Genomic DNA, 25007 nt, shown 5'->3' with positions numbered 1-25007 from the left:
CTTCGCTCCCATGGAGGTGATCCAGCGGTACGTTTCGTAACCCGTAGGACCTGCTTCGTAACAAAACGAAAGGGGATCGGCTGGCCCCAGTTCTTTGATGAGTTTACGAAGTGCCGCCGCCGAATGTGGAATGCTCCCGTAATAGCGAGGGGCTTCCCCGGTTGAATCCGCAATGGCCACCGAAATTTTTTCTTTGGATACATCTAAACCGACGAATTTTGTGATAGACTGCATAGTATCAGCTCTCCTTTGCTATGTAGCTCTGAAATGGTTGGTCTTTCCACTTTCCATTTTAACCTACGAGATGTAGCAATGTGGAGGGCTGTCTTTTGTTTACGTTCATCATAGCTAGAATCAAACAACAGTGGAACGGTCTTATTGGTCAAACCCTCGATCCCTTCACCGCATAGCGGGGCGTTTTTTGATTCGCGCGTTTCACGCACTTAACGGGCAAGCGCCTAAACAAAAAAGGAACAGGCCTCAGCCTGCTCCACTGGTTTTTCTGGTTTTTCTGGATTTTCCGGTTCTTTCGGTTTTTCTCAATCTTCCGGTTCTTCCGATTATTCCAATTTCCCCCAACCTTCTGGTACTTCCCGTTCTTCCGGTTCTTCCGGTTTTTCTCGCCCCCCGGTTCTTTCAGTTTTTCTCAATCCTCCGGTTCTCCCGAGTCTTCCGGTTCCTCTCGATCTTCTGGATCAAACGGGATCTTCCAGATCTTCTGGCTCCGCCTGATCTACTTGATCTTCTTAATCGTGCTGGATTACAGGAAGACAACCATGGACAGGATAAACATAAAGATCACGCCTGCGATCATCGGAACCGAGGTTCTTTTGACAATAGCAATCGGGTCAGTCTTCACCGTTCCCGCCACGATCAGCACCACGGCGGCGACCGGGGACACCGCGCGGAACAGATTGCCCGCCAAGCCCATTGGAACGGAAATTGCAATCGGACTGATTCCTGCTGCGTCCGCTAATGGAACCATCAATGGTACCATGGCGAAGATCAAAGCGGTACCGCTGCCGCTAAGAATAACGATCAGCGCCGTAATGGCTACTAGAACGAGCGGCAGAATGAAGTCTAATCCGTTGCCTTGAATATTTTGCATCGATTGCTGCAGCGCATCTACCAGGCCGATAGACTTCAGTCCTGTAACGAATACGGAGGCTGCAACGAGCAGGGCTACAATCGGTACGGCTCCACCCATTCCTTTAAAGAAGGACTCCGTTTTATCCAGTACACTGCGATCGCCTTTATGACGAATGACTTCGCAGACGATAGCAAGCACGAACGATACCAAGGTTGCCACCTCTACGCTGAGCTCAATAGCATTGCCTGTCGTAATCTGAATCGCATAAGTACCCAGCAGCAGAATAATCGGGAAGATTGGCAAAATTGCGTATACGGTTTTGAATAGCTTGCCGCCCTTAACTTCGATATCCTCCTTGGAATCATGATTCACTTCGGCTTCTGCCTGCAAATGGCTTGCTTTCTTGTCCATGCGCTTCTGCCAATAATAATGAACCAGTGCGATAAAGATCAATGTCGGAACGGATACGATAGCATGGTATCTGAACACATAGTCCGTTACCGTCAAGTCGGCGAACATCGCGTGCTTGGCCAATTCCTGGGCGATGGCGACATTGTCGCTTCCTAGCGGAGTAGGAACGATCGTAGCGGAGGTAGCGATGACCCCCGCCGCAGAAAGCGCCGACATGCCTGCTTTTCTAAGGATTGGGAACAAGGTTGCCAGCAAAATGATCGCCAGATTGGATGCACTCGGAATGACGAGAGACAATAGATTGCCTAGTAAAAATACGATAGGTACAAGAATATAAGCCGACTTAATTTTGGAAATAGGCTTCGTTAAAGCGTTGACCGTTACTTCGTTCGCTCCTATGGAGGACATATAAGCGGTATAACCCCCAAGCAGGAGGATGATGAAGCCCGCTGCCGTGAACGTCTGCTTAAACTGGATCACGATCACCTGAAGCGGATCCAGCCACAGTGAACCCGTCGATTCAAAATCCTTAACGGCGATACCATTCCCCATTGCTGTTGCGACCAAAATCAAGATGATCCCCATCAGAAAAAGCGTGATTTTAATGTCCATTTTCTTGATTAACATGTAAATAACGATAAGTACAGCGACAATCGCAGAGCCATACATGACTAAATTAGATCCCATAGCTGGTGTTCCTCCTAAGATGCAGATTGGATGCTGAAAAACTCAAATCAGATGCAGATCAAAGTGTCCTAAGATCATGATTCGTAATGTAGAGCCAGTTGATCAAGCTTAGTTTAGTTGCACTTGCTTAAGCCTTCCAAAAACCACGTTTTGAACATTTGCGGATCGATATCGACGCAAACTTTAGCGTTGTTCTCCTGGCCAAGATAACCTTTCAAATCCACGACAGTGCAGCCGGCTGTTAGGGAACCGCTTAATTCTACGTCCACAAAAGTATCTGCAACGGTAAACATCTCCGGTTGCAGGAGATAGGCGATCGCACAGCTGTCGTACATTTTCAATCCGGTCTTCATGCTGCCGCCGCGGTATTTTTGGAACAGCTGATAGATCATTTGTCCTGTCTCGTTCATGTCCTTTAGCCGCTCACTGTCTTCAGGATATACGAGCGCTTTCAATCCTACGTCAAGCCCAACCATGACGACAGGCAGATTGCTTTGGAACACGATTTTCGCCGCTTCCGGATCGGCAAATATGTTGAATTCGGCCATGACTCCGGCATTGCCGCGGGCTGTCGATCCGCCCATGATGACTACCTCGGCAATCTTCTCCTTTACCTCCGGGTACATTCGCAGGAGAAGCGCGATATTCGTCAAAGGTCCGATCGGGACTAAGGTTATCGGCTGTTCGCTTTCCATGATGACCCGATGCATCGCGTTGACCGCATTTTCTTGCAAGAGCAGCTGTTTCGTTGGCTCTTCGAAATCATAGCCGTCCATGCCGGTAGAGCCGTGGACATTGCTCGCATCGATCGGCGCTTTGATCAGCGGTCTGCCCGCCCCCATCGCTACCGGGATATCCTTCTTGAAGAACTTCAACAGCTTCAAGGCGTTCAGTGTCACCTTATCCAGGCCCACATTTCCGGCAACGGTAGTAATTAAGCGTACATCCAGCTCCTCGCTATACAGGGCGATCGCTAATGCAACTGCATCATCAATGCCAGGATCTGTGTCGATAATGATTGGTCTTTTTGTCATTTGTTTCGTCCTCCTTTAATAAACTGCTCAACCTCTTCTCCGGTTGGCATTCCGCTTTGTGCACCGAGCTTCGTTGTCGATAGAGCAGCAACAGCATTGCCGTACCGGCAAGCATCATTCAATGTCATTCCTCGGCTTAAAGCAACGGCCAGGCCGCCATTAAACGAATCCCCTGCTCCGGTTGTATCCACGACGCCGATTTTGTAGGCCGGAATAGTAAGTTCCTGACCATCTGCCATCAGCGAGACACCCTGGCTGCCTTTCGTAACGATAAGCTTTCCGTTCAATTCCTGCTCACTAAAGCGCTGCTTCAACAAAACTTGCTCATGCTCGTTAGGCGTCAGATAGTCTACCTGCTTTATTAGTTGTACAGGCAGCTCTTGAATTGGTGCCGGGTTCAGAATGACGGTTACGCCATTTTCTTTAGCAATCTCTACGGCCTTTTGCACACCTTCCAACAGTATTTCCAACTGGACAAGAAGAATATCACTGTCCTGGATGACTTCCCGTTTGGATTCTACAAAGGAAGCGGTCACATGGTGATTGGCGGCTGGAACGACAATAATGCTGTTATCTTGATTGTGGACGGTAATCGTAGCAGTAGCCGTATGAGCTGTAACCGGTTCCACATCACTTACATCAACACCTTCATTTCTGAGGTGCTGCAAAATGTCTTGACCGAAGCGGTCATTCCCGACGCAGCCAATCAAACGAACGTCTGCACCAAGCCGTGCTGCGGCTACCGCTTGATTGGCTCCTTTTCCGCCGGGATTCATCTGAAATTGCTTGCCAAGGAGCGTCTCGCCGATTTGAGGCACTTGAGCCGTTATCGTGACTAGGTCCATGTTGATGCTGCCGACAACAGTAATTTTGGGTTTCCGCTCCATTCCTATTTCTCCTTCTTAAGTAGATTCTCTCTCTATTAGCGTGACATCTAATATTTTATAGTTCTCCTGATCCACGGTCTGCTGCTCCATTAAGCTCACCAGCATCTTGGTCGCCTTCTCGCCCATTTCGTAAATCGGCTGCTCTATGGTAGTCAGCTCCGGCGTCGTCGCTTTGGACAGGCTGATACCGTCAAAGCCGATGATGGCAATGTCTTCGGGCACTCTTTTGCCAAGCTGATACGCCGCTTTAATTGCACCAATCGCCATAATGTCATTCGCTGCAAAGATTCCATCGATATCAGGATGCCTTTGCAGCAGCTCCAGCGTCGCTTGAATGGACGACTGCATGTCATATTGGCCTTCTGCGATGTATGTCTCGTCAAACCAAGGCTCGTTTCCGATAATTTCCTTGTAGCCTTCGCAGCGTTCTTCAGCATTGACTACGCTGCTATTTCCTTTAATGTGGCCAATCCTGCGGCAGCCTTTGCTTTGCAAATAGCGCGTTGCCATCATGGCCCCTTTCTTGTTCTCTACGACAATCGTCGGCAGGCCTTTGCTGATGACGCGGTCGATACTGACGACAGGAATGTTAAGCCGTACGATTTGAGCCGCGGTCAGCGTATTGGAAGAAACAATAATACCGTTTACATACTGCTGCTGCAGGATATCCAGGTAGTTTTGTTCCTTCTTCTGATCCCCATCCGAATTGCAAAGAATGACATTGTACCCTAACTGAATAGCCGTATCTTCAACAGCTCTCGCCAGCTCAGGAAAGAAGGGGTTCATAATATCAGGCACGATTAAGCCAATCGTGGTGGACTGTTTCTTAAACAGACTTCTAGCCACCTCATTCGGCTTGTAATTAAGTTCTTCAATCGCTTTTTCAACCTTTTTTCTCGTATCCTGGCCGACATACCCGCTGTTGTTCAAAACTCTGGATACAGTCGCTACGGATACACCTGCATACTTGGCAACGTCTTTGATTGAGATCATATCATGTGTTCACTCCACTCATAGGTAACCGGTTACACATTCAATATACTACTGGCAACGTGATTAGTCAACCGTTTTTTGCTTGTATCCAGAAGGCTCGTCTTTGAAAACCATCTGGCCAATCTTTCATTTTCAAGTCACTCATTTTCCGTTGTTGAGTAAATTTATTACTCCAGTAATTTCCTATCATGAATCACATATTTTTCAGTTTATAAAACTCGCCTTTCTTGATCAGAAGCTCCTCGTATGTGCCGCTTTCCACGATTCCCCCCTTCTTCATAACAACGATCCGGTCGGCATTTTTTACGGTGGAAAGACGGTGAGCTACAATAAACGTCGTTCTTCCCTTCATCAGTTGCTCCATCGCTTCCTGGACATGACGCTCCGACATATTGTCCAGCGCGGAAGTCGCTTCATCGAGAATAATAATTTTCGGATCGCGGACAAGCGCCCTGGCAATCGCAATCCGCTGACGCTGGCCGCCGGACAGCCGGCCCCCATGCTCACCTACCGAAGTATCCAGCCCTTCAGGTAAACTGTCGATCACATCTTGTAAATTCGCCATCCATACCGCCTGCTGCAGCTTCTCCTCGGAAATATGCGGCAGCCCATATGTAATGTTTTCGCGAATCGTGCCTGAGAATAATATATTGTTTTGCAGTACGATCGCCAAAGACTGGCGGTAACGGTTCATGCTCAGTTCATTCATCGGGATGCCGTCAATCCAAATTTGACCCGCTTGCGGCTTATAGAATCCGATAATCAGGCTTAATATCGTTGATTTTCCCGAACCCGATTCACCGACAAAGGCTACCGTTTCCCCTGGTTTAACGTTTAAAGAGAAGTCCTGCAGCACATGGCGATCCGAGCCTTTATAACGAAATGCGACACCTTGGAAACGGTATTCTCCCTGAATACGATCCGGCTTAAAACGTCCTTTGTACTCCTCCGTCTCCTCGGACATAATCACTTCCGTAACGGAATGCAACGACTCAAAGCCTTTGACCAGATTAGGATACACGTTCAAAATCGAAGTGACCGAGTTAATGATCATGGCAAAAAAGCTCTGATACATGACAATGTCCCCGATCTCCATATGCCCCAAATAAGACAGGTACGCCGTAAAGAACAGACAACCGACCTGACACAACTGAAAAACAGCCCAGTTCGTCGAGCCGAAATAAGCTTCGAGTATATCCAGGCGATAGCCTCTTTCCCGAATGTTCTGCAAAGCGGCGTCCACCTTGCGGATTTCGACATCCTCTAGCCCGTGAGCACGGGTGACTGGAATCATTTCCACCGTCTCGGATACTTTCCCTGACATTTCTTCGATCTTCTTCCGTACTTCGCGATTGTGCTTAGACATTTTGGAACGAAAAAAACGAACGAACAAGATCGCCGCAGGTGCCATAAAGATGAAAAACAGAGCGACAAACCAGCTATGATACAAGGTGAGAGTAATGACTATCGTGAGGCTAATGGCTGCGGGAATCAGGCTCGTCATCATTTGCCGCGACAAAAAATCGATCGCTTCTACATCGCGCAGCACTTTCGATTGAAGCCGGCCAGCGCTCATATTTCCATGATAGCTTAAAGATAACTGCTGCATCTTCCGAACGAGAGTGCTTCGCAGCCCAGCTTCTACATGCCGGACAGCTTTACTGATGTAGCTGACATGGAGCGTATGCATCGGAATATTTTGCAATATTACGACGATAATGACGGCGAGATTTATCCAAAATTCACGAATCGAGTGGCGGTCAGGATAGCTGACAATGTTGATAATATTAGCCGTAACAATCGACAGCACCCACTGCGGGGACGATTTGACAGCATAGCATATTGCGGAAAGAGCTACTTTGCTAATATGTTCACGATACAGCCGTGCGAGCAGTCGGAGCGGCTTAATTTTCGCTTCCTGCTCATTTTCAAACACTTTGGAGTAATCGAAGGACACCTCGGTTTTTGCCATGTCGTTCACCTGCTTCTAACTTGTGATAATATATGGTAATGTACCACAAAAAGTATAGAACTCTTCCTATGTTATCTCTATAACATTTTGCGTCTGTTTTAAAACGTTAGTTGAAGAAGTGTCCGATAATTCACCGCATGCACCGTTTGTACGCTTCAATTTCAATGTAAAAATCGGCGTCTGCCGCAATATAAGCAAAAAATAACAGCCCAGGCCAAGATCCCGAACTGTCTCATTTTTACCGTTATGGCGCAAAGCTTATTTGCTTTTCTTCTGGCTGTTGCCCTTTTCACTAGTTCCCCCCTTTTCATATAAGTCAAATTCATTCCAGTTGCTCTTAATTTGTTCGATCTGCTTACGCATGCTCGTGCCCTCCAATTCGGCAACAAGCATATATGCAACCCCTAATATCAACGCGCTTGTACTAAGAATCATTGGCCCTTTACCGACATAGTTCAGCATCTCGTTGAAAAGTTCTGCGCTCCAAGTGGAGGAGTTAGACCCATAAATCGCTGCAGCTAAATAGCGAATGCCGTACAGAAATGCGGCGATAATAATGAGCAGCATCCCTGTAGTTCTTCTATGCATTACTTATCACCTCAGCATATGTATGTATTTAATGCATTATATCACTTTGATAAGTTCATGAAGATGATCTTGGACATATCTATTTATTAGTAAATAATGAGTGGCTCTACAACTCGGCCTACCCATATGGCACTATCCATACACGCCCCCAAGCACGCTGGCGCAAATATCAGCTTATGCCGCCGAATTACAATCTCCTTCAGGACCAAACGGTGTGTGCCTATGTCCTCATGTCACAATTCTACAAGTTGTCACTCGCTTTATACAAGGGACTTAATTCATACTATTCGTACTGCTTTAAAATAAAAAAGAAGAAGATAACGGCTATTGTTCCCGTTATCTTCCTACTAAAATCACATTTTCCGCTGCTCCCGTATTAAATTTTCATTCGCTGCAGTCTCAGCGCATTCAATACGACGGATACGGAGCTCAAGGCCATTGCCGCTCCTGCAATCCAAGGAGCCAGCAGCCCTAGCGCAGCGATGGGAATGCCAAGCGAGTTATAACCGAGCGCCCAGAACAAATTTTGCCGGATGTTGCTCATCGTTTTGCGGCTCATATAGATCGCATCAGGAATGCTGTTCAGGTCGCCCTTCATTAAAGTGACGTCAGCCGCTTCCATAGCTACATCGGTTCCGGTTCCGATCGCCATGCCGATGTCGGCCATCGCGAGGGCAGGCGCGTCGTTAATTCCGTCCCCGACCATCGCCACCTTCTGGCCTTGCTGCTGCAGCTTTTTCACTTCTGCTGCTTTGCCTTCTGGCAGCACTTCAGCCAATACCTCGTTAATTCCAACCTGCCCGGCAATAGCACGGGCGGTTCGTTCATTATCACCGGTGATCATAATTACCTGAATTCCCATCGCCTTCAATCTGGAAATCGCAGCCTGCGAAGTTTCTTTGATCGTGTCGGCTACCGCTACAACTCCCGCATACTTCCCGTCAATTGCTGCTATCATCGCAGTCTTGCCTGCCTGCTCCAGTGCAGACATCCGGGTATCCGCATTAGCAGCGATTTGTACACCGTGTTTCGCCATCAGCCTCCGGGTGCCAATAATGATGTCCCGGCCTTCGACTTCAGCATGAATGCCGTAGCCAGGAATGGCCTCAAAGCTTGCCGCAGCGGGAATATCAATTCCTCTGTCTTCAATGCCGGCCACAATAGCCTCCGCCAGCGGATGCTCTGAACTTTTCTCAGCCGCCCCGACTAGCCGAAGGAAGTCGCTTTCCGCCATCCCTTCCGGTTCCACGTTGGTCAGTTCGGGCTTTCCTTTCGTAACTGTGCCCGTCTTATCAAGGATGACGGTATCCACTGTGTGCGTCGTCTCCAAGTGCTCGCCGCCTTTAAACAGTACCCCCAGCTCCGCTGCACGTCCAGAGCCGGCCATGATGGAGGTAGGGGTAGCTAGCCCCAGTGCGCATGGACAAGCGATAACCAATATAGCTATGGCAATTTCCAGCGCATGTGCGAAGTTGCCGGGGGAAGCCCAGAAATACCAGATTATAAAGCAAAGCACCGCAATGCCAACAACAATGGGAACAAAAATTCCTGATATGACATCCGCTACACGTTGAATCGGCGCCTTTGAACCCTGAGCTTCCTCAACGACTTTGACGATTTGCGCCAATGCCGTCTCTTTGCCTACTTTGGTAGCTAGGATCTTCAAGCTGCCATTTTTATTGATCGTGGCTCCAATGACAGCATCTCCCGCTTGTTTCTCTACCGGAAAACTTTCCCCGGTCAGCATCGATTCGTCTACCGACGATACGCCTTCAAGCACCTCTCCGTCCACCGGGATTTTTTCCCCTGGCTTGACAATGACGACATCTCCGCGCTGCACCTCTTCTACAGGGATCATCTGCTCCTTTCCTTCTCTAACGACAAGAGCAGTCTTGGCCTGCAGTCCCATCAAGCTTTTGATCGCTTCCGAGGTGCGTCCTTTAGCCAAAGCTTCAAACAGTTTTCCAAGAATAACGAGCGTGATCAAGACGGCACTCGTCTCATAATACATTGCCGGAGCATGCTGGCCCCCATTCCCCGCTGCGACCCATTCCAGTGTGAGATACAAGCTGTAAAAATATGCGGCCGACGTTCCTAGTGCAATAAGAACATCCATATTGGCACTCTTATTCCGCAAGGCTTTATATGCTCCAACGTAAAATTGCTTACCAATATAAAACTGCACCGGGGTAGCGAGTACTAGCTGGAACCAGGGATTCATAAATAAATCCGGCAGCCATATCCAAGATAGGAAAGAGAAATGACTGACCATCGTCCAAAGCAGTGGCAGCGATAAGAGCGCAGAAATGAGCAGCTTGCGTTTCTGCCGGGCAATTGCCTGTTCTCGGTAATCGCCCTCGTCAGCTTGTTCCTGCTTTAACACAGCCTCATACCCAAGCTTCGCCACGCGCTCCTGAATGTCCTGAACCGATACCTCCCCGGGGTTATATTGGACCCGCGCGGTTTCCAGCGCAAAATTAACAGCCGCGCTCGATACGCCAGGAATTTTAGCAATCGCCTTTTCGATTCTGACGGCGCAGGCCGCACAGTACATGCCATGGAGCTGCAAATCAGCGACATCTTTGACAACGTCGTAGCCGAGCTTATGAATCGTCGCTTCCAGCTTGGAAACATCGGTGAGTTCTGGATTATACGCCACGGTTGCCCGTTCTAAAGCAAAATTTACGTTCGCTTCCTGTACGCCTTCCAGCCGGCCAAGACTTTTCTCGATCCGGTTGGCGCAGGCAGAACAAGTCATACCCGTAATCTGTAAAGAAGTCGTATTATTCTCGTTGCCCATTTTTAGTACACCTCATTTCTATGAGTCGTGCCGCACAGAACTGTTGTTTATGCAGCATGCTATGTACTAATAAAATATACCCCCATGGGGTATATGTCAACCCCTAATTTCATCGAGATTAGGAGGAACGCGATGCCGCGAAGCTTGTTCATACCCATAAGCAAGCCGAATTAAAGCTGGCTCACTAAAGGCCGTACCCACAAAAGTTATTCCGTGCGGACCTTTTGTCGTATACCCCTCCTGAGTAATGACCCCTTCCGAAACAAAGCCGGCAGGTACAGTTATAGAAGGATACCCAGCCCGGGCAGCAAGATCGTTGACATCATCGTCCCCTAGAATCAGCAATGCGTCCAAATGATAATGCTCTAATGCGGCATCGATCCCCTGTCTCCCGGCCAGTTCAAGATTTCTCCGCTTGCTGTCCAAATACGCCTGCTCGGTCAAGGTACCGCTTGTCCGGTTCGACGAAAGCAGAATATCCTGTCCGAATTTCAAAGCGGCCGCTGCATGCCGCTCGTTAAACCGGATCACATCCTCCAGCGAACAAACTTTAACCGTTTCCGGTAGTGTCTTCAAGTAGTCGTTCAAATATTTCTTGAATTCAAAATATAGCACATTGGCATCCCACTGCTCCCCCTCGCAAGGCAATTCTACGGGATCGATGATCGTTGCCCCTTCGGCCTCAAGTACATGGATGGCTTGTTCGATCAGGGCCAACCTCCCTTCATCAAGATGCTGATAATAATATCGCGGAATGCCGATGCGGGATTTTGCCAGGGCAGTGCGATCGAGAAACGGCGTATAATCGGAAAGCGCCAAACGGCTCTTCGACAAAGTCACGGCATCCCTCGCATCTTGGGCAGTAAGCGCACCCAAGATAAGCGCAGCATCGGCAACCGTGCGAGCCATTGGCCCCGGCGTGTCCTGCGTTTCTGATAGCGGAATGATTCCACGCCGGCTAATCAGGCCCACCGTCGGCTTAATTCCGACAATGCAATTTTGGCTGGCCGGGCTGATGATAGAGCCTGTCGTTTCCGTACCAATCGCCGCAGCCGCCAGGTTGGCGGCAACCGCCGCCGCTGGACCGGAACTTGAGCCACCGACAAATATCTCCCCTGGACCATAAGGGTTTAACGTTTGCCCGCCTCTCGAGCTGTACCCTGCCCACATCGTGCTCGACATAAAATTGGCCCATTCGGTCATATTGGCTTTGCCGAGAAGGACAGCGCCGGCAGCGCGCAATTGCGAGGCGACGGAAGAATCCTCCTTCGGAATGGAGTTCGCTAAAGCTAACGAGCCCGCACTGGTGCGGGTCTGGTCATGCGTTCCGATATTGTCTTTCAGTAAAATAGGAATACCGTGCAGCGCTCCCCTGCTGCCCTGCTCCTTACGTTCCCGATCCAAAGCTCTAGCTGTATCCATGGCTTCCGGATTGACCTCGATTACCGACTTCAGGCGATGATCATAACGATCGATTCGGCCCAAATAGGCCGCAACCAAATCCTCAGAACTCATCTCCCCCTTCTCCATCGCCCTTTGCATCATACCGATGCTGGCCTCGATGATCCACTTTTCAAGCTGAATCCCCATTACACGCTCCCCCTCTTCTTATATTTCCACGTTGAACAGTTGTTTTTGGAATGTACCCTATATAACTTAATCTAACATATAACCGGACCAAACTTTTTCTAAGTCAAATCAAGTTGGTTCATGCTAATATTTTTGAAAATATGTAAAAAGCCCTGCCCCGCTTGCAGCGGTTCAGGGCCTTGCCCGTCTATCCTAATCGTTTATTGCGGATTCGTCGTCCAGATACCAGCTGTTTTAACAAATACACGCTGCGGAAGCTTCAAAGTAGCCAACGCCAGCTCAGCGACATCTTCCGGCTGCATCATCCGATCTTCTTCGCCAATTTTCAAGCCTGCATTTTCGGCAAGCTCCGTATTGACCGTACTAGGCGTAAGTGCCACAACACGAATGTTATTTTTGCGAACCTCCTGCATAACGGCCTCCGTTAAACCCATAACGGCAAATTTGGAAGCATTGTATGCGGAGCCGGTAGCAAAACCTCTTTCGCCGGCTGTCGATGCGATGTTAATAATATTCCCTTGATTTTGAGCGATCATTTTAGGAAGTACCGCTCTAGTCATGTAATAGGTTCCCATCAAATTAACTTGGATGATTCGTTCCCAATCCTGCGGATCCATGTCCACCAGTTTGCCGAATTTGGCAATGCCGGCGTTGTTGATCAAAATATCTACGCCGCCTAACTCGGATACTAGCTCCTCTACGGCCTTCTCTGCCGCTGATTGATCGGAAATATCGGCGGAAGCGATGGCAACCTTAATGCCGTGCTGCTCTCGCAACTCGGACTGTAGCGCCTCCAAATCAGAAGCGGTGCGCGCGATTAGTCCCAAATGAACCCCTTCCTTGGCTAGCGCCCGTGCGATTGCCTTGCCGATGCCTTTGCCTGCGCCCGTAATGATGGCAGTTTGGTTGTTCAAGTTCATGGTTTATCTCTCCTTTTTATTCCTAGCCCAGAACGATTTATTAGTCATTCCACATCCTATTATAACGAATCGCCTATGCCTATAACAAATTGTGGAACCGGAATTAAAGGGCGCACTGCTCGATTTCAAAACCAAGATCTTCGATCATTTGGTGGTCCTCTTTCACCTCTTGCCCGCCCGTTGTCAAATAATCGCCGACAAACCAGGAGTTCGCTGCATAAAGAGACAGCGGCTGCAAATGCCTTAAGCTGGATTCGCGCCCGCCCGATACACGAATTTCCTTAGCAGGACATATCAAGCGAAATAATGCCAGTACCTTCAACGCTTGCAGCGGTGTGACCGGGATAGACGATTCCAGCGGAGTCCCCGGAATAGGCACAAGAAAATTGACCGGAATCGAATCAGCGTCCAGCTCACGGAGCGCATATGCCATTTCTACAATCTCCGCAGGACTCTCGCCCATTCCAATGATAACGCCTGAACAAGGCGACATGCCGGACATCTTGACTTTCTCGACCGTCTCCACACGCTGCTCATAGGAATGCGTCTTCGTAATTGATGCGTAATTGGTCTGGCTTGTATTCAGGTTATGATTATAGCGGTGCACTCCAGCCGCAGCCAGACGCTCAGCCTGATCGTTCCGCAGCAAGCCGAGGCAGGCGCATATTTTAAGCGGCATCGTACGGCGAATTTCCGTTACCGCATCAATGACCTGATCCAGCTCCCCCGGCGTTGGTCCTCTTCCGGAAGCCACAATGCAGTATGTACCGGCCTGACGAGCCATCGCTTCACGGGCACCTGCAAGCAGCGATTCTTTATCTAAAAGCGAATATTTCGGTACGGCGGCGCTAGAGACAATAGATTGCGAGCAATATCCGCAGTCTTCCGGACATAATCCGCTCTTTGCGTTCATAATCATATTCAGTTTGACTTTATTGCCGTAATAGTGGCTTCTTACCTTATAAGCGGCATGCATAATCGGCAAGAGCTGCTCCTTCTCGCCTTCCAGTACAGCCAATCCTTCCTCCATCGTCAGCCGTTCGCCGTTCAGCGCTTTATCCGCGAGCTGCTCCCAATTCAACGTTTTCGCAGCATAACTCATGCTTCCATCATCCTCTTCTGTTTTCTCTATTTCTCGACTGCTCTCTTTGATTTACATTTAGTTCCTCTCGCATGTCATGTACTTTCTTTCAAATTCACTGCTGACAGTTGGGTCTTGAATATAAACACAGTCCTAGTAAATGATTGTTAACCAAGGATATAAATTAAGTTTACAATTAAACCAAACGAGAACATCTTACCAGAGTTGTTTCATTATTGTAAATAGTGTAAATGCCTCCCCGGCAAGATGATTCGTCAAATAGTTTATAAATATGCACTATCATTTCGGCATCGATACCAATAAGTATACAAATGCTGGTAGTTTAATTTATCATACAAACGATTGGCAGCCGCGTTATTTTGCACGACGAGCAGGTAGCTTTTTGTTGCGCCGCTCTCTCTGGCCCATTTTAAAATATGAAGCAGCAATTGCTCGCCATGCCCTTGATTACGAGCTTCTTTGGCGGTAACCAAATCGTATACACCGACGTAACCCTGTTCAATAATGGCTAACCCGCAGGCCACCGGTTTACAATTGTGAAGCAGAGTAAAAAAGCCTTGCTGGAGCGGCGAGCCGCTTAGGAGCCTCCTGGAAACGTCGAACTCTTTTGCAGAGAGTCCATTCATGACCGCCAGCGTTTTCAGCCATTGCTCGCTAAATCGATCCTCTATAATTACTTCCTGCTGCCTAGGCTCCCGGATAGGCTGTAAATTGTCTAACACTTTCACGCTCGAGGGCTCCCTCTTAGTATATCCCCTTTGGCACAAATACTGATCCAAGCCATCCGGTATAAACGGGGTCATTTTAAAAATAGTCGTTAATTTCGCAGCCTCATACATTTCTTCGCAATAGCGAACACGCTGTTCAATGTCTCCTTGTGGTTGAGTATAAATGGGACTGATTGAATTCGATCTCTTCGTATATCCTTCAGCAAAACGCAATAGCCAACCTTCGTGAACTATCGTTCTTAAAGCCGGCCACGCGTTTAAGGAAAGCTCCTCAACCAATAATGACATGTATTCACCCCTCACTATATTCCGTATAAAAATACAACATTCCGGATTAAAATTCAATATTAAATTTAAATTTCATATACTTTTTTGTATCGCTGCCCGATTGTGTTAGCATATACGAAGAAAAAGAACCGCTCTAAGAGCGGTTCTACAGCATACTTTATTTCCAAATGAAAGCATCAAGTTTGAAGCACCAAACAACATAAACCACAAAGCATAAAGTTTAACCTTACCGTTTTAAATCTTGAATCTGCCCACCATCGCCAACAGATCGTCAGACATTTTCGACAACTCGCTTGAAGAGCCGGAAACTTGCTGCATCGTAGCAACCTGTTCTTCCGTGGCTGCCAGCACATTCTGAGTGCCAAGCGCATTCGTATCGGAGATTTGCGCAATCGCATCAAATGCCGTGACAAGCTGCGTTGTTGCGGCAGACATTTGGCTTGAGGCCTGAGACACAGCTTCGATTTGCAAAGATACCTCTTGGATAGAATGCTGGATATTTTCAAAAGAATCTCCCGCGATCTGAACAGAGGCAATTCCCGATTCAACCACCTTGGTACCGCTGTTTACAATGCTAATCGTTTGCAGTGTATCCTCTTGAATCGCCGTCACAAGCTCAGCAATCTGCTGTCCGGATAGCGAAGATTGCTCGGATAACTTCTTCACTTCAGCGGCCACGACGGAAAATCCCCGTCCAGACTCCCCGGCCCGCGCCGCCTCGATCGATGCGTTCAAGGCGAGCAGGTTCGTCTGGTTCGAAATATCCGACATAACGCTAATAATTTGTCCGATCTCTTCGGAGCGCTCGCCCAATTTCGTTACACTTTCAGCGATTTGCTGGACGGTCACATTAATCTCATTCATATGATCGATCGCTGTTTGTACCGCGCCATTCCCTTGGATCGTCAACTCCGCAGATTCGACAACTTGCTTTGAGGCTAACTCGGAGCGTTGGGCGATTTGCTGAGCCTCGCTTGACATGTTATGAACTGAAATGACACTCTCCCGTATATTTCTTTCCTGAACCTCGGTGCCTAAAGCAACCTGCTCCGAAATTTCAGCGACCTGCTCGGTAGCCCGGGTCGTCTGTTCTGCTCCAACGGTCAGTTCTTCGGAAGAGGCCGCCACCTGATTCGCATGGGAGGACACTTCCTGCAAAAGATGGCGAAGATTTGTGCTCATTTCATTAAATGCGGCCGCTAATTTGCCGATTTCATCCTTGCTCTTGACCTGTATCGTATCTACTGTCAAATCACCGCCAGCAATGCGTTCAGCTGCGCCCGACAAGGCCAGCACCGGTCTTGTAATCATCCTGTTCATCGTAAAAGCGATGCCAAGACCAAGCAGAACGCTGACTGCCGCGACGGCAACAACAAGCATAAAAATCGTATTGACGTGCTTGGACGTCTCTTGATAGCTTTGATCAAGCAGATCCTGCTGTTCCTGAACTAACCGGTTGGACGCATTAATAAATGCATTTATAACAGGATCGACTTGTTCCGCGCCTATTTTTAAATAATCCTGCACTTTATTTTCTTGCTTCAAATCGATCATTTGATCGGCGAGAACGGTATACTCCTGCTGGAGCAAGTCCATGCCCTGGATCGTCTGCCAATCATCGATGTCGCCCACCGTAATGATCTCCTTCAGCTTGTTGCTTGTTTCCGTATACTGAGCGATTGCCGCTTCATATTCCAAGAAATTGCTCTCATCCCCATAGAGCAAATAGGACTCGACACTGGACTGTTCATTTTTAATCGCTATGTTCAAATCCTTGACTAAGCCCGAAGCCGCCACCCTCTCATTAATTAAATCCTTGTAAGTCGTATTGAGACTAGTTATCTCCATTAATCCGAAGGCGGCCAAACCAACCATTAACAACAGGATTGCGAAAAAACTCGCATATAATTTAGTGCCGATACTCATCTTCATCGCTAAAATCCCCTTTTATCCCGCTGCCAGGATTTTATTTGCTTCTTCACGAAACTGCTTTGCCGCTTCTTCCACTATCAACTCGCCATTTAGCACCTTGCCTTCGTAACGCTTGAGCACGCTAAGCACCTTCGAGCCCGCATTCGGAGCCGGTGGATCAATGTCCCGGGAATGCTTCTGAACATATTCGATATACTCATACTGAACTTTATCATTGTCACTAATTAAAGGCATGATTTCCTCACGGACTTTGGCAGAAATCGGTACGCCGCGTTCGCCAAGCAGCACTTTATTCGCCTCAACATCATTCGTTATGAAATCTACGAAGCTTGCGGCCGCCTCTTGATGCTTACTATACGATGTGACCGAAAAAAACGTAGCCGGGCGGATATAATTCCCTTCCTCTCCTCCCGCAATCGAAGGAAGGGGAAGAATTTTCACTACCCCCTCTTTCACCAGGTTTGCCGTTTGATTGCTCCATTGCGATATGAGCGCAGCGCCTTCTTCCTGAAACAGAGCAGCGCCGTCAGAACCAATCAGCCCTTCCTGTTTCCATGCTTTTTGCATATTCATATATTCGACAAAATATTTATCTTCTGTATAGCCGAGTGAATTCCCTTCCGCATTGAACATCGCAGCCCCGTTCTGACGAAGATAGTAAGGGAATTCATGCGCCACATTGTTCGCGAGCGGATAAAAACCTTCTTTATTGATATTGGCTTTCAAATCACGGGCCATTTGCATAATATCATCGTATGTCGATTCAGCGGTAGGATAAGGAATACCTGCCTGATCAAACAGCGCGGGATTGTATGCCATACTTGCCGCATTCGTTCCAAGCGGAATCCCATACAATTGTTCGTTAATCATTCCGCCGGAAAGATACGCATCATCAATTTCCCCACGCTGGATGATTCCATTTTCTAAATATGTATCAAGCGATACGATCAGCTTCCGTTCGGTATATTGGGCAATATGGTTATAATCCATTTGAATGACGTCCGGAATTTGCTGATCCGCTGTCAGTATGGCCATTTGCAAAAAATACTCATTAAAATCCATATAAATCGGCTCTACTTTAATCGTTGGGTACTTATTTTGGAACATATCAATAGCTGCTAATGTGCGTTCATGCCGGACATCCTTTCCCCACCATGCTACTTTAATCGTAACCGGTGAATTGTCTTCCTTGCTTTCTTTGATGCCTTTGTTTTCTGTACAGCCGACAAGTCCCATGACAGTTAAGATCACGAGCAGCATAAAAAAATAGTGCCGATTGCTTTTCACAGGTATCCCTCCTAAGAACTAAATCTATTTACCTAATAATCGACAAAATTCGCCAATTTTTTAATAGTCAGAAAGCGAAATGAAGAAATAATTAATTTGGGGCCAGGCAGCGTCCAAAAACGTCTTCAGCATAATGAAAAAAGAATGAAAAAAAGACTGCTCAAGAGCAGTCCTGCAGTACTCATATTATTCAAAATGTCACTTTTTGTTTTGCACTTCCACTTCCATCTCTACCTGAGACGACCATCCCGAAATTCTCGCCTCATTAGGCAATCTGCCTTGAAACTTCATGGTGCCATCAAATTTGCTATGTCTGTCCATAGATAGCTCGTTCTTCTCGAACTTCATATCGGTTAATCCATTCATCTGTTTAGTAAAGATGGGCCTGATTGTAAGGCTCTCAGCTTTCCCATAGTTGAAAAGCGTAAAGGTGCACTCTGCTTCAGTTTGTTTATCATTAATGTTGTAACGGCAGCTGGCCACCGTCACATCCACCGAATCGTCCCCCTGTGCATTGTGTTTTACGACATACATTGCAGCCTCCGAGATGGAAGGGAACACTAGAAAAAACGCGATACTGCCTAGGATAAGCCATCTCAATATACGCGGATATTTAGATCGGTAACTCCGGTATATGCCAGTTATGCCGATAGCAAGCAGTATAGTGCCAATAATGACCGGGAAATGCAACCCTGTATTGCTGCTCCCATTGCTCCATGGCGATATGCCCAGCGCTGTAAATAAAGTATCTCCAACAGAGTATTTTAAATGATGAAAGGGCAATAGAGCTAATCCCAAAATTAGTGCAATTATATAAAAAGGCTTTCTTCTCACTTGTTAGGCCTCCATCATGCTCCGGAAAAGAAGCTCCGTCGTGTTTAGCGCTGAATCTTCACTTCTCTTCACTTCATTTCATTGCTTAGCATTTACAGATCATAAGATGATTCCCGTCCGGATCTTTGAAATTAAACCATTGATTATGCTCGATTTGCGTTATCAGCTCCACTTGCTTCGAGCTCATATACCGATAAGCCTCTTCAATATTGTCTGTATTAAAGTGAAAGGCTGGCACTTTGAATACGTTATCTACCCGAAATATTTTACTATCCAAGACGATGTCGGTTTCCCCCTTCATAGGTAAAACATATAGATGTCCAAATAATACTTCCCCGTCTGCAGGCAAACCCAAAATGTCACAGTACCAGTCACGTGCTTGTTCAATATTGCTTACCGGAATAAATATGGCACCAACTTGATTTAAGATCGGACTCGAATTCATTTACGGCCTCCTTTATATTTTAGTCGCTAACCTCCTTGTCTCATCGATAAAGCGTTCTCGGCCAGCTTTCACCTTCATTTTAGCCTGCTTTACGCTCCAGGTGTAAGACGGTACGGATAAAATTTATCCCGTTTCATTTCGTACTCATTTATTTCAATAATAAGCGAATCTCTGAAATAAACGATACTCACTCCATCCCAAATATATTGCTGCTCATCATAAATGCACGCAAATTGCCACTCCACGCATGCAATTGATTGCTTTTGATCGAAGCCTATCTTTTTTACATTCCAGTATTCTACTTTATTATGACCATTGTTCCATTCTAAAAACCATCTTTCGTGCTCCGCCCTCCCATGAATTACTGCGCCAGTACATTCCCTCACAATCGCTTCATGATGCAGTGTACTTAAGAAGGCTTGGAAATCCTTATCAACCCATGATTTAAAATAGCTCCTGATCATTTGTTCGGCCAACTCATTATTCATAATGAATGAACTCCCTTCTATGTACCCTAGATTTATTCGTTATCTTAGTTCCGTCTTTCAACTCTATTACTCAATTAGTACGATTCTCCCACGCTTGCTCTGCCGCTTGCTGCAATGTATCCAAACCTTCCGGCAGCGAAATGGACCGGCTGAATATTTGATCTGTAATTTCCTGGGATATATCGGCGATTTCGGCCGGCAGTTCGGCATGATCTTCAGGTACGGCAGGAGTTAATTTGTAAAAAGACTGAATTTTCTCCTGAGCCGACGGATCCATCGTCAGCTGATTTAAACGGGTCGAAAATCCATCATTTGGGCGGTGATCCCAGCGGGCCGCTTCCTCGGAAACGAGAAATTTCAATAGCTCCCAGGCTGTTTCCTGATCATCCGCTACGGCCGTGATCGCATACATTCCCGGAATCCGCATTTCACTTGAACGCTCCGGCTCGGCTGGATTGACGGGCACAGTGACCGTAGACCAGTTAAAGGCTGGCTTCTCCTGCTCAATTCTTTTGTACTCTTCATATGAAATGACGACCATCGCCCGCTCCCCCGTTAAAAAGGGAGAAAGATACGTATTTAGATCCGGATTGAAATCCAGTGAACCGGCTTCATATGCCGAGAGAACATGGCCCCATACCGCTGCCCAGGAGCTGCTATTGAATGTAACCTGTTCTTGGTCGTTGAAGAATTGAAGCCCTTCGGTTGTGCCGATCTGCTGGATAAGTGCAAAAGGACTTGAATAGCTAAGGGATAATCCTTTCAGATCAGAGCTCTCAGATTCTGACCTAGTAAACTTGCCGGCAAGCTGCAACAACTCTTCCCAGCTCATCTGATCCGTTGGATAGGCAACGTCGTATTTATCGAACAAATCCTGATTATACACAATAGCCCTGCCATAAAAATTCGATGGCAACCCATATAGCTTACCGTTCCCATATTCTTTTGAAAGCTCAACAACCGCAGGCACAAATTGGTCCAGCTCCAGCTGATCCCTCTTAATAAGAGAATCGATTTCAGCGAGCAGTCCTTCCTCTACAAATTGTTTGATCCGAGATGAGGGAACATAAATCAAATCTACCGGATGATCGCGCAGCCACTCGGCAGGCTGCTCGGATTGAATCAATCCTTTTGTAGCAAAAATATTGAACTGCATATTAGGATATTCTATCGCTAGTAAATTAGAATATCTTTGATTAAAATGCTGCTCGTTCGTATAGCCTATGTCCAAAATAAGCTCCGCATCTTTAGGGAATGGCGGATGAGTTCCTGCTGAACAACTGGCTGCAAATAAAACAATGATTGCAGCTGCCATCATTTTCACTAACTTAATCAAAATGAAACCTCCATCGCTTCTGCATTAAATTTATTCATATGAATGGTACTACAACCTCCTTTGTCTCCCTGATTAGATTCATATAAAAAATAAACAACCCAGCCAAAAGAGGAGCTCTAATCTTCAGCTGGGTTGTTCGTATGCTTGAGCTTATTCTATTGTTAAGTATACACCAGAAGGACGTTCAAGGTCACCCGCCGGCCTCCTGAAGTACGATCCCGCTCCCGCACTAATGGATCGTTCCACTGAATCACTGTCCCCGGACCATCATTCTTGTTTGCCTAGTACGTCTATTAATGCCCGAGGCAAATTTAATTTTTGATTATTTATAATGATACTGGTCAAATCTTCGTGGGAATTGTCCTCATGCGAATGTTTGATCGTCTGGACTTCATTCATTAAGCGTTCCATTTGATGATCCAGCTCATCCGCTGTATCCGCCGCCTCCTTCAACTCCTGCAGCAGCCGCTGGGGAACGGACTGATTATATTTATAAAAAATTTTATGCTCCAGGCTGGCCCAAAAATCCATCGCGATCGTTCGAATTTGGACTTCGACGCAGACAGACTCCACCCGGTCGGACATAAATACCGGTACTTCAATAAGCAGATGCAAGCTCTTATAACCATTTGGTTTAGGCTCTTTAATATAATCTTTCACCTCAAGCACCTTCAAATCACTTTGCTTCTGCAGCATATCACTTACCCGGTAAATATCAGATAGAAAAGAACACGTTATGCGCATGCCGGCAATATCTTTTACCGTCTCTTTAATCGATTCAAAGGAGAAATCCCCGCCCTTGCGATACAGTTTGCTCATTATGCTTTCCGGTGATTTCAGCCTGGTTTTGGTATGCTCAATAGGACTATAATCGTGCAGAGACTCAAACTCCTCTTTTAAAATTTCGATTTTCGTCTCCATTTCGTCCAAGGCAAATTTGTAGCTTAATAAAAATCGGGTGATCTCGTTGCGCATTTTTTTTAGCTGCTCTAATTGTCGTTCGCTCATTCGGCTTCCCTTCCTGCTTGTTCCTTTTCCTATCATTATAACGAATTCGGATTGACGATGCACGCAGCGCGTCCAAGCGCTGCCCCCATTAACGGCTGCCTGGAGTTTTAGGTCTGGATAATAAGGTGGAGCGGCCTGTATACCACGCATACCACTGAAAAATACCGATCATCACCGTCAACCATAATCCGCTGGCCAGTAAAGCGCCAATGATATCGCTTGGATAGTGAACACCAAGATAAATTCGGCTGACACAAATCATGAATATCATCATGCAACTGAGCACAATAAGGAGGATCCGCCCGGATCTGGAACGGACATGACGCCATAGAAGGAAGGTCAGCGCAACATATAAGGCGAAAGCACCCATCGCATGACCGCTAGGAAAGCTGTACCCCGTTTCCTCGATTAAACGGTGCACGAGCGGTCTTTCCCGCTGGAACCCCAATTTCAATATTTTATTCATAAGGGCTGCTCCGCCCAAACTCGCTGCCAGAAACAATAGCTCCATTCGGTGCTGCAATACGAAAAATAATACAGCCATGGCCATACTCATAATAAGGATGGAAAACCTAACCGACCCAAGTGTAGAAAACAGCATCATGATGCCCGTCAAATGTTCATTTTCGTAGCCCTGCACCCATGCGGCGATGCTCAGGTCAATGGAATTCATCGGCTGGCGAGTCGCTATAAAGGCCATTATACTGAAGCCGGCTAACGATACGATACCCCAAATCAAAATGTATGGATTCAAGCGAAAAGGCTTATAAATCTGTTTCATATTTCTGTCCTCTCTTTTTCAGTCGCTCCCGCTAATTCCGGAATATTCATTGCTGGTTCAGCCTTATGCAGACTCACACTTAATACGATCCCGATTGCAATCATATTTGTAATCAGTGAACTGCCGCCATAGCTAATAAAAGGAAGTGAAATCCCCGTCAAAGGAACCAGGCCAATATGCATCCCGATGTTGACGAAAATTTGAAAAACAAACATAGCAATAATGCCGATGACAACATAGGAGCCGGCAAGCTCTTTATTGCCAATAACAACATTAATCAACCGGGTAACGAGGGAAAAATACAGCAGAAGCAGTACGGCCGAGCCTAAAAAGCCGTATTTCTCACCGATGACTACGAAAATAGAATCGGAGTAGGCATAAGGGATATAACCCTGCTCCAAAAAGTAGCCGTCATCACCAGTCAAGCTTCCGGAGCCGATCGCCAGCATTGAATTTTTCACATGCCAGGACTTGTCGGGATCACTCGCCGGATCAAGAAATGTTTGTATTCTTGCCATTTGGTGGGGCTTGGTTACTTTGGAGAGCAACTCGTTGTCCATGTAATACAGCCAAACGACAGATCCAATTAAAATGACCACAGTACCTAGAAAGAGCAGCATATACCGCATACGAATATTTCCCATCCACAGCATACTGATCAGTACGCCGGCAAAGACGAGAGCTGTGCCTAAGTCAGGCTGCTTCATAATAAGTACGATCGGAATCAGAAAAACGAGGCAAATGGGCAGAACATCCTGAACAAAGCGCAGCTTCTTGCCTTTTCGCTTGTTTAACATATCGGCGACAAATAAGATGGTAAAAATTTTAACGAGCTCGGAAGGCTGAAGCTGGAGCGAACCAATACTTAGCCAACGTACCGCGCCGTTAATATTTTCCCCTTTAAATTGGACAAATAGCAGCATCCCTATTCCAGATGCGTATAAAATATAAATCAGTTTGCCGAAAAGAATCCGATAGTCAAATAAAGCCACAGTCAGCAGCAATAGCAAGGAGAAGCTACTCAGCAGCATGTTGTTCTTATGCAGGCCGTCCAATTTTGTACCGGCTGTAGCCCCGTAAATCGCCACAGTGCTTATGATATTTAAACATATGATAATAAGCAAAGTTACGATATCCATTTTTTTAAGCTTGTCGAAAAAAGTCATAGTTGAACCCCTAAATTTAAAATACGTGTTGCCCAAAAAAGGCTGAAAAAAACGATTCATATTACAGAATCGTTCTCCTTGACTCCATTATCGCATCTCGCTTAAGTCGAGATTTCCATGATAACCTCTTCTATCCTGCAGTCTCAAGGTGTTATGATCCCATTCATAAATGTCCAGTCCATTCACATCCGCGCCTAATGACCATCCTAACAGAATTTCGGGAAGCCCGTCTTGGTCCACATCATTAATTGCGGAATAATCCAAACTGTAGCCGTGGCCTTCCATCTGCCACACGATCTGCCATGCTTCTTCCTTCCGCATCAGCAATGCCGCTGTAAGTGTTCGTGCGTTATGCCCATCCAGTTCATATACGACCACGGCCTCATCTGTGCCGTCTCCGTCCAAATCCCCGTATGAAATGCTGTTCTCTACTTGGTCAGACGCTGTCGGCAGCCGGGCTTCTTCCGGAAGCAAGGCTAGGAGGCTCGCCCGAAATTCATCTTCCTTATGAACATGTTCCCCAACATTCGGGGCCGAGATCAGCTCGCCCGGCATCGAAGGCACGGCACATCCGCTTAATGCAAGAAATGCTACCGCCATTAGACTTATGATGAGCCGATTTGACATGCGCATCCCGCTC

At 46.9% G+C, this 25007-nt stretch carries 21 protein-coding genes and 1 pseudogene; all 22 read right to left on the bottom strand.

The genetic code is table 11. The features are described from left to right. Positions 1-234, bottom strand: a pseudogene (locus G358_RS29615) (IS110 family RNA-guided transposase); the annotation flags it as partial. 526 nt (positions 235-760) lie between these two features. Then, on the bottom strand, positions 761-2188 hold the full coding sequence (gene dcuC / locus G358_RS0107520) for a C4-dicarboxylate transporter DcuC (protein WP_019636594.1): 1428 nt from the start codon (positions 2186-2188) through the stop codon (positions 761-763). A gap of 113 nt (positions 2189-2301) precedes the next feature. Further along, entirely contained in the window at positions 2302-3222 is a 921-nt protein-coding gene (gene rihC / locus G358_RS0107515; protein ID WP_019636593.1) for a ribonucleoside hydrolase RihC, read from the bottom strand. Beyond that, complete coding sequence (rbsK, locus tag G358_RS0107510) at positions 3219-4109, bottom strand: ribokinase (RefSeq protein ID WP_019636592.1); 891 nt, start codon at positions 4107-4109, stop codon at positions 3219-3221. Before rbsK ends, rihC begins: the two co-directional genes overlap by 4 nt. Before the next feature lie 15 nt (positions 4110-4124). Then, positions 4125-5102 carry a LacI family DNA-binding transcriptional regulator gene (locus G358_RS0107505; protein ID WP_019636591.1) on the bottom strand — a complete coding sequence of 326 codons (978 nt, stop codon included), beginning with the start codon at positions 5100-5102 and terminating at the stop codon, positions 4125-4127. A 193-nt stretch (positions 5103-5295) separates the two neighbouring features. Further along, on the bottom strand, positions 5296-7074 hold the full coding sequence (locus G358_RS0107500) for an ABC transporter ATP-binding protein (RefSeq protein WP_019636590.1): 1779 nt from the start codon (positions 7072-7074) through the stop codon (positions 5296-5298). 258 nt (positions 7075-7332) lie between these two features. Next, positions 7333-7662 (bottom strand): hypothetical protein, encoded by a 330-nt coding sequence (locus G358_RS31590; protein ID WP_084662704.1) that lies wholly within the window; start codon positions 7660-7662, stop codon positions 7333-7335. A gap of 376 nt (positions 7663-8038) precedes the next feature. Next, complete coding sequence (locus tag G358_RS0107490) at positions 8039-10462, bottom strand: heavy metal translocating P-type ATPase (protein WP_019636588.1); 2424 nt, start codon at positions 10460-10462, stop codon at positions 8039-8041. Positions 10463-10558: 96 nt separating this feature from the next. Then, the gene (locus G358_RS0107485; protein ID WP_019636587.1) at positions 10559-12052 is read right to left on the bottom strand and encodes an amidase family protein; all 1494 of its coding nucleotides are present in this window, start codon (positions 12050-12052) and stop codon (positions 10559-10561) included. Positions 12053-12252: 200 nt separating this feature from the next. Continuing rightward, the gene (locus tag G358_RS0107480) at positions 12253-12972 is read right to left on the bottom strand and encodes a 3-ketoacyl-ACP reductase (protein ID WP_019636586.1); all 720 of its coding nucleotides are present in this window, start codon (positions 12970-12972) and stop codon (positions 12253-12255) included. A 103-nt stretch (positions 12973-13075) separates the two neighbouring features. Continuing rightward, entirely contained in the window at positions 13076-14074 is a 999-nt protein-coding gene (gene bioB / locus G358_RS0107475) for a biotin synthase BioB (protein WP_019636585.1), read from the bottom strand. 263 nt (positions 14075-14337) lie between these two features. Beyond that, on the bottom strand, positions 14338-15090 hold the full coding sequence (locus G358_RS0107470; protein ID WP_019636584.1) for a GNAT family N-acetyltransferase: 753 nt from the start codon (positions 15088-15090) through the stop codon (positions 14338-14340). 234 nt (positions 15091-15324) lie between these two features. Further along, positions 15325-17022 carry a methyl-accepting chemotaxis protein gene (locus G358_RS0107465; protein WP_019636583.1) on the bottom strand — a complete coding sequence of 566 codons (1698 nt, stop codon included), beginning with the start codon at positions 17020-17022 and terminating at the stop codon, positions 15325-15327. 15 nt (positions 17023-17037) lie between these two features. Beyond that, positions 17038-18309, bottom strand: a complete 1272-nt coding sequence (locus G358_RS0107460) for an ABC transporter substrate-binding protein (RefSeq protein WP_019636582.1) — start codon at positions 18307-18309, stop codon at positions 17038-17040. A 198-nt stretch (positions 18310-18507) separates the two neighbouring features. Beyond that, entirely contained in the window at positions 18508-19143 is a 636-nt protein-coding gene (locus G358_RS0107455; protein WP_019636581.1) for a hypothetical protein, read from the bottom strand. An 85-nt stretch (positions 19144-19228) separates the two neighbouring features. Beyond that, positions 19229-19588 (bottom strand): VOC family protein, encoded by a 360-nt coding sequence (locus tag G358_RS0107450; RefSeq protein ID WP_019636580.1) that lies wholly within the window; start codon positions 19586-19588, stop codon positions 19229-19231. A gap of 89 nt (positions 19589-19677) precedes the next feature. Next, the gene (locus G358_RS0107445; RefSeq protein WP_019636579.1) at positions 19678-20076 is read right to left on the bottom strand and encodes a nuclear transport factor 2 family protein; all 399 of its coding nucleotides are present in this window, start codon (positions 20074-20076) and stop codon (positions 19678-19680) included. 70 nt (positions 20077-20146) lie between these two features. Beyond that, positions 20147-21412 carry an ABC transporter substrate-binding protein gene (locus tag G358_RS0107440; RefSeq protein WP_019636578.1) on the bottom strand — a complete coding sequence of 422 codons (1266 nt, stop codon included), beginning with the start codon at positions 21410-21412 and terminating at the stop codon, positions 20147-20149. 267 nt (positions 21413-21679) lie between these two features. Continuing rightward, positions 21680-22420, bottom strand: a complete 741-nt coding sequence (locus G358_RS0107435; protein ID WP_019636577.1) for a GTP pyrophosphokinase — start codon at positions 22418-22420, stop codon at positions 21680-21682. A gap of 88 nt (positions 22421-22508) precedes the next feature. Next, a complete protein-coding gene (locus tag G358_RS0107430) occupies positions 22509-23201 on the bottom strand; it encodes a phosphatase PAP2 family protein (RefSeq protein WP_019636576.1) in 693 nt (230 codons plus the stop codon). Then, positions 23198-24367: an FtsW/RodA/SpoVE family cell cycle protein gene (locus G358_RS0107425; protein ID WP_033403849.1), complete on the bottom strand. Its 1170-nt coding sequence runs from the start codon at positions 24365-24367 to the stop codon at positions 23198-23200. The genes G358_RS0107430 and G358_RS0107425 overlap by 4 nt, the downstream gene beginning before the upstream one ends. Before the next feature lie 87 nt (positions 24368-24454). Beyond that, positions 24455-24994 (bottom strand): hypothetical protein, encoded by a 540-nt coding sequence (locus G358_RS0107420; RefSeq protein ID WP_019636574.1) that lies wholly within the window; start codon positions 24992-24994, stop codon positions 24455-24457. Positions 24995-25007: the final 13 nt, after the last annotated feature.

Source organism: Paenibacillus fonticola DSM 21315, from assembly GCF_000381905.1.
GTDB classification, from domain to species: domain Bacteria; phylum Bacillota; class Bacilli; order Paenibacillales; family Paenibacillaceae; genus Fontibacillus; species Fontibacillus fonticola.
Note: the sequence above shows the minus strand (reverse complement) of the source record. Positions and strands in the feature narration are given on the sequence as shown.

Bases quoted from the DNA above. Each gene is read 5' to 3' on its own strand.
- dcuC (WP_019636594.1), bottom strand. From the start codon at position 2,188: ATGGGATCTAATTTAGTCATGTATGGCTCTGCGATTGTCGCTGTACTT.
- G358_RS0107435 (WP_019636577.1), bottom strand. From the start codon at position 22,420: ATGAGCGAACGACAATTAGAGCAGCTAAAAAAAATGCGCAACGAGATC.
- G358_RS0107490 (WP_019636588.1), bottom strand. From the start codon at position 10,462: ATGGGCAACGAGAATAATACGACTTCTTTACAGATTACGGGTATGACT.
- G358_RS0107420 (WP_019636574.1), bottom strand. From the start codon at position 24,994: ATGTCAAATCGGCTCATCATAAGTCTAATGGCGGTAGCATTTCTTGCA.
- G358_RS0107500 (WP_019636590.1), bottom strand. From the start codon at position 7,074: ATGGCAAAAACCGAGGTGTCCTTCGATTACTCCAAAGTGTTTGAAAAT.
- G358_RS0107505 (WP_019636591.1), bottom strand. From the start codon at position 5,102: ATGATCTCAATCAAAGACGTTGCCAAGTATGCAGGTGTATCCGTAGCG.
- G358_RS0107430 (WP_019636576.1), bottom strand. From the start codon at position 23,201: ATGAAACAGATTTATAAGCCTTTTCGCTTGAATCCATACATTTTGATT.
- G358_RS0107480 (WP_019636586.1), bottom strand. From the start codon at position 12,972: ATGAACTTGAACAACCAAACTGCCATCATTACGGGCGCAGGCAAAGGC.
- G358_RS0107470 (WP_019636584.1), bottom strand. From the start codon at position 15,090: ATGTCATTATTGGTTGAGGAGCTTTCCTTAAACGCGTGGCCGGCTTTA.
- rbsK (WP_019636592.1), bottom strand. From the start codon at position 4,109: ATGGAGCGGAAACCCAAAATTACTGTTGTCGGCAGCATCAACATGGAC.
- G358_RS0107485 (WP_019636587.1), bottom strand. From the start codon at position 12,052: ATGGGGATTCAGCTTGAAAAGTGGATCATCGAGGCCAGCATCGGTATG.
- G358_RS31590 (WP_084662704.1), bottom strand. From the start codon at position 7,662: ATGCATAGAAGAACTACAGGGATGCTGCTCATTATTATCGCCGCATTT.
- bioB (WP_019636585.1), bottom strand. From the start codon at position 14,074: ATGAGTTATGCTGCGAAAACGTTGAATTGGGAGCAGCTCGCGGATAAA.
- rihC (WP_019636593.1), bottom strand. From the start codon at position 3,222: ATGACAAAAAGACCAATCATTATCGACACAGATCCTGGCATTGATGAT.
- G358_RS0107445 (WP_019636579.1), bottom strand. From the start codon at position 20,076: ATGAATAATGAGTTGGCCGAACAAATGATCAGGAGCTATTTTAAATCA.
- G358_RS0107465 (WP_019636583.1), bottom strand. From the start codon at position 17,022: ATGAAGATGAGTATCGGCACTAAATTATATGCGAGTTTTTTCGCAATC.
- G358_RS0107425 (WP_033403849.1), bottom strand. From the start codon at position 24,367: ATGACTTTTTTCGACAAGCTTAAAAAAATGGATATCGTAACTTTGCTT.
- G358_RS0107450 (WP_019636580.1), bottom strand. From the start codon at position 19,588: ATGAATTCGAGTCCGATCTTAAATCAAGTTGGTGCCATATTTATTCCG.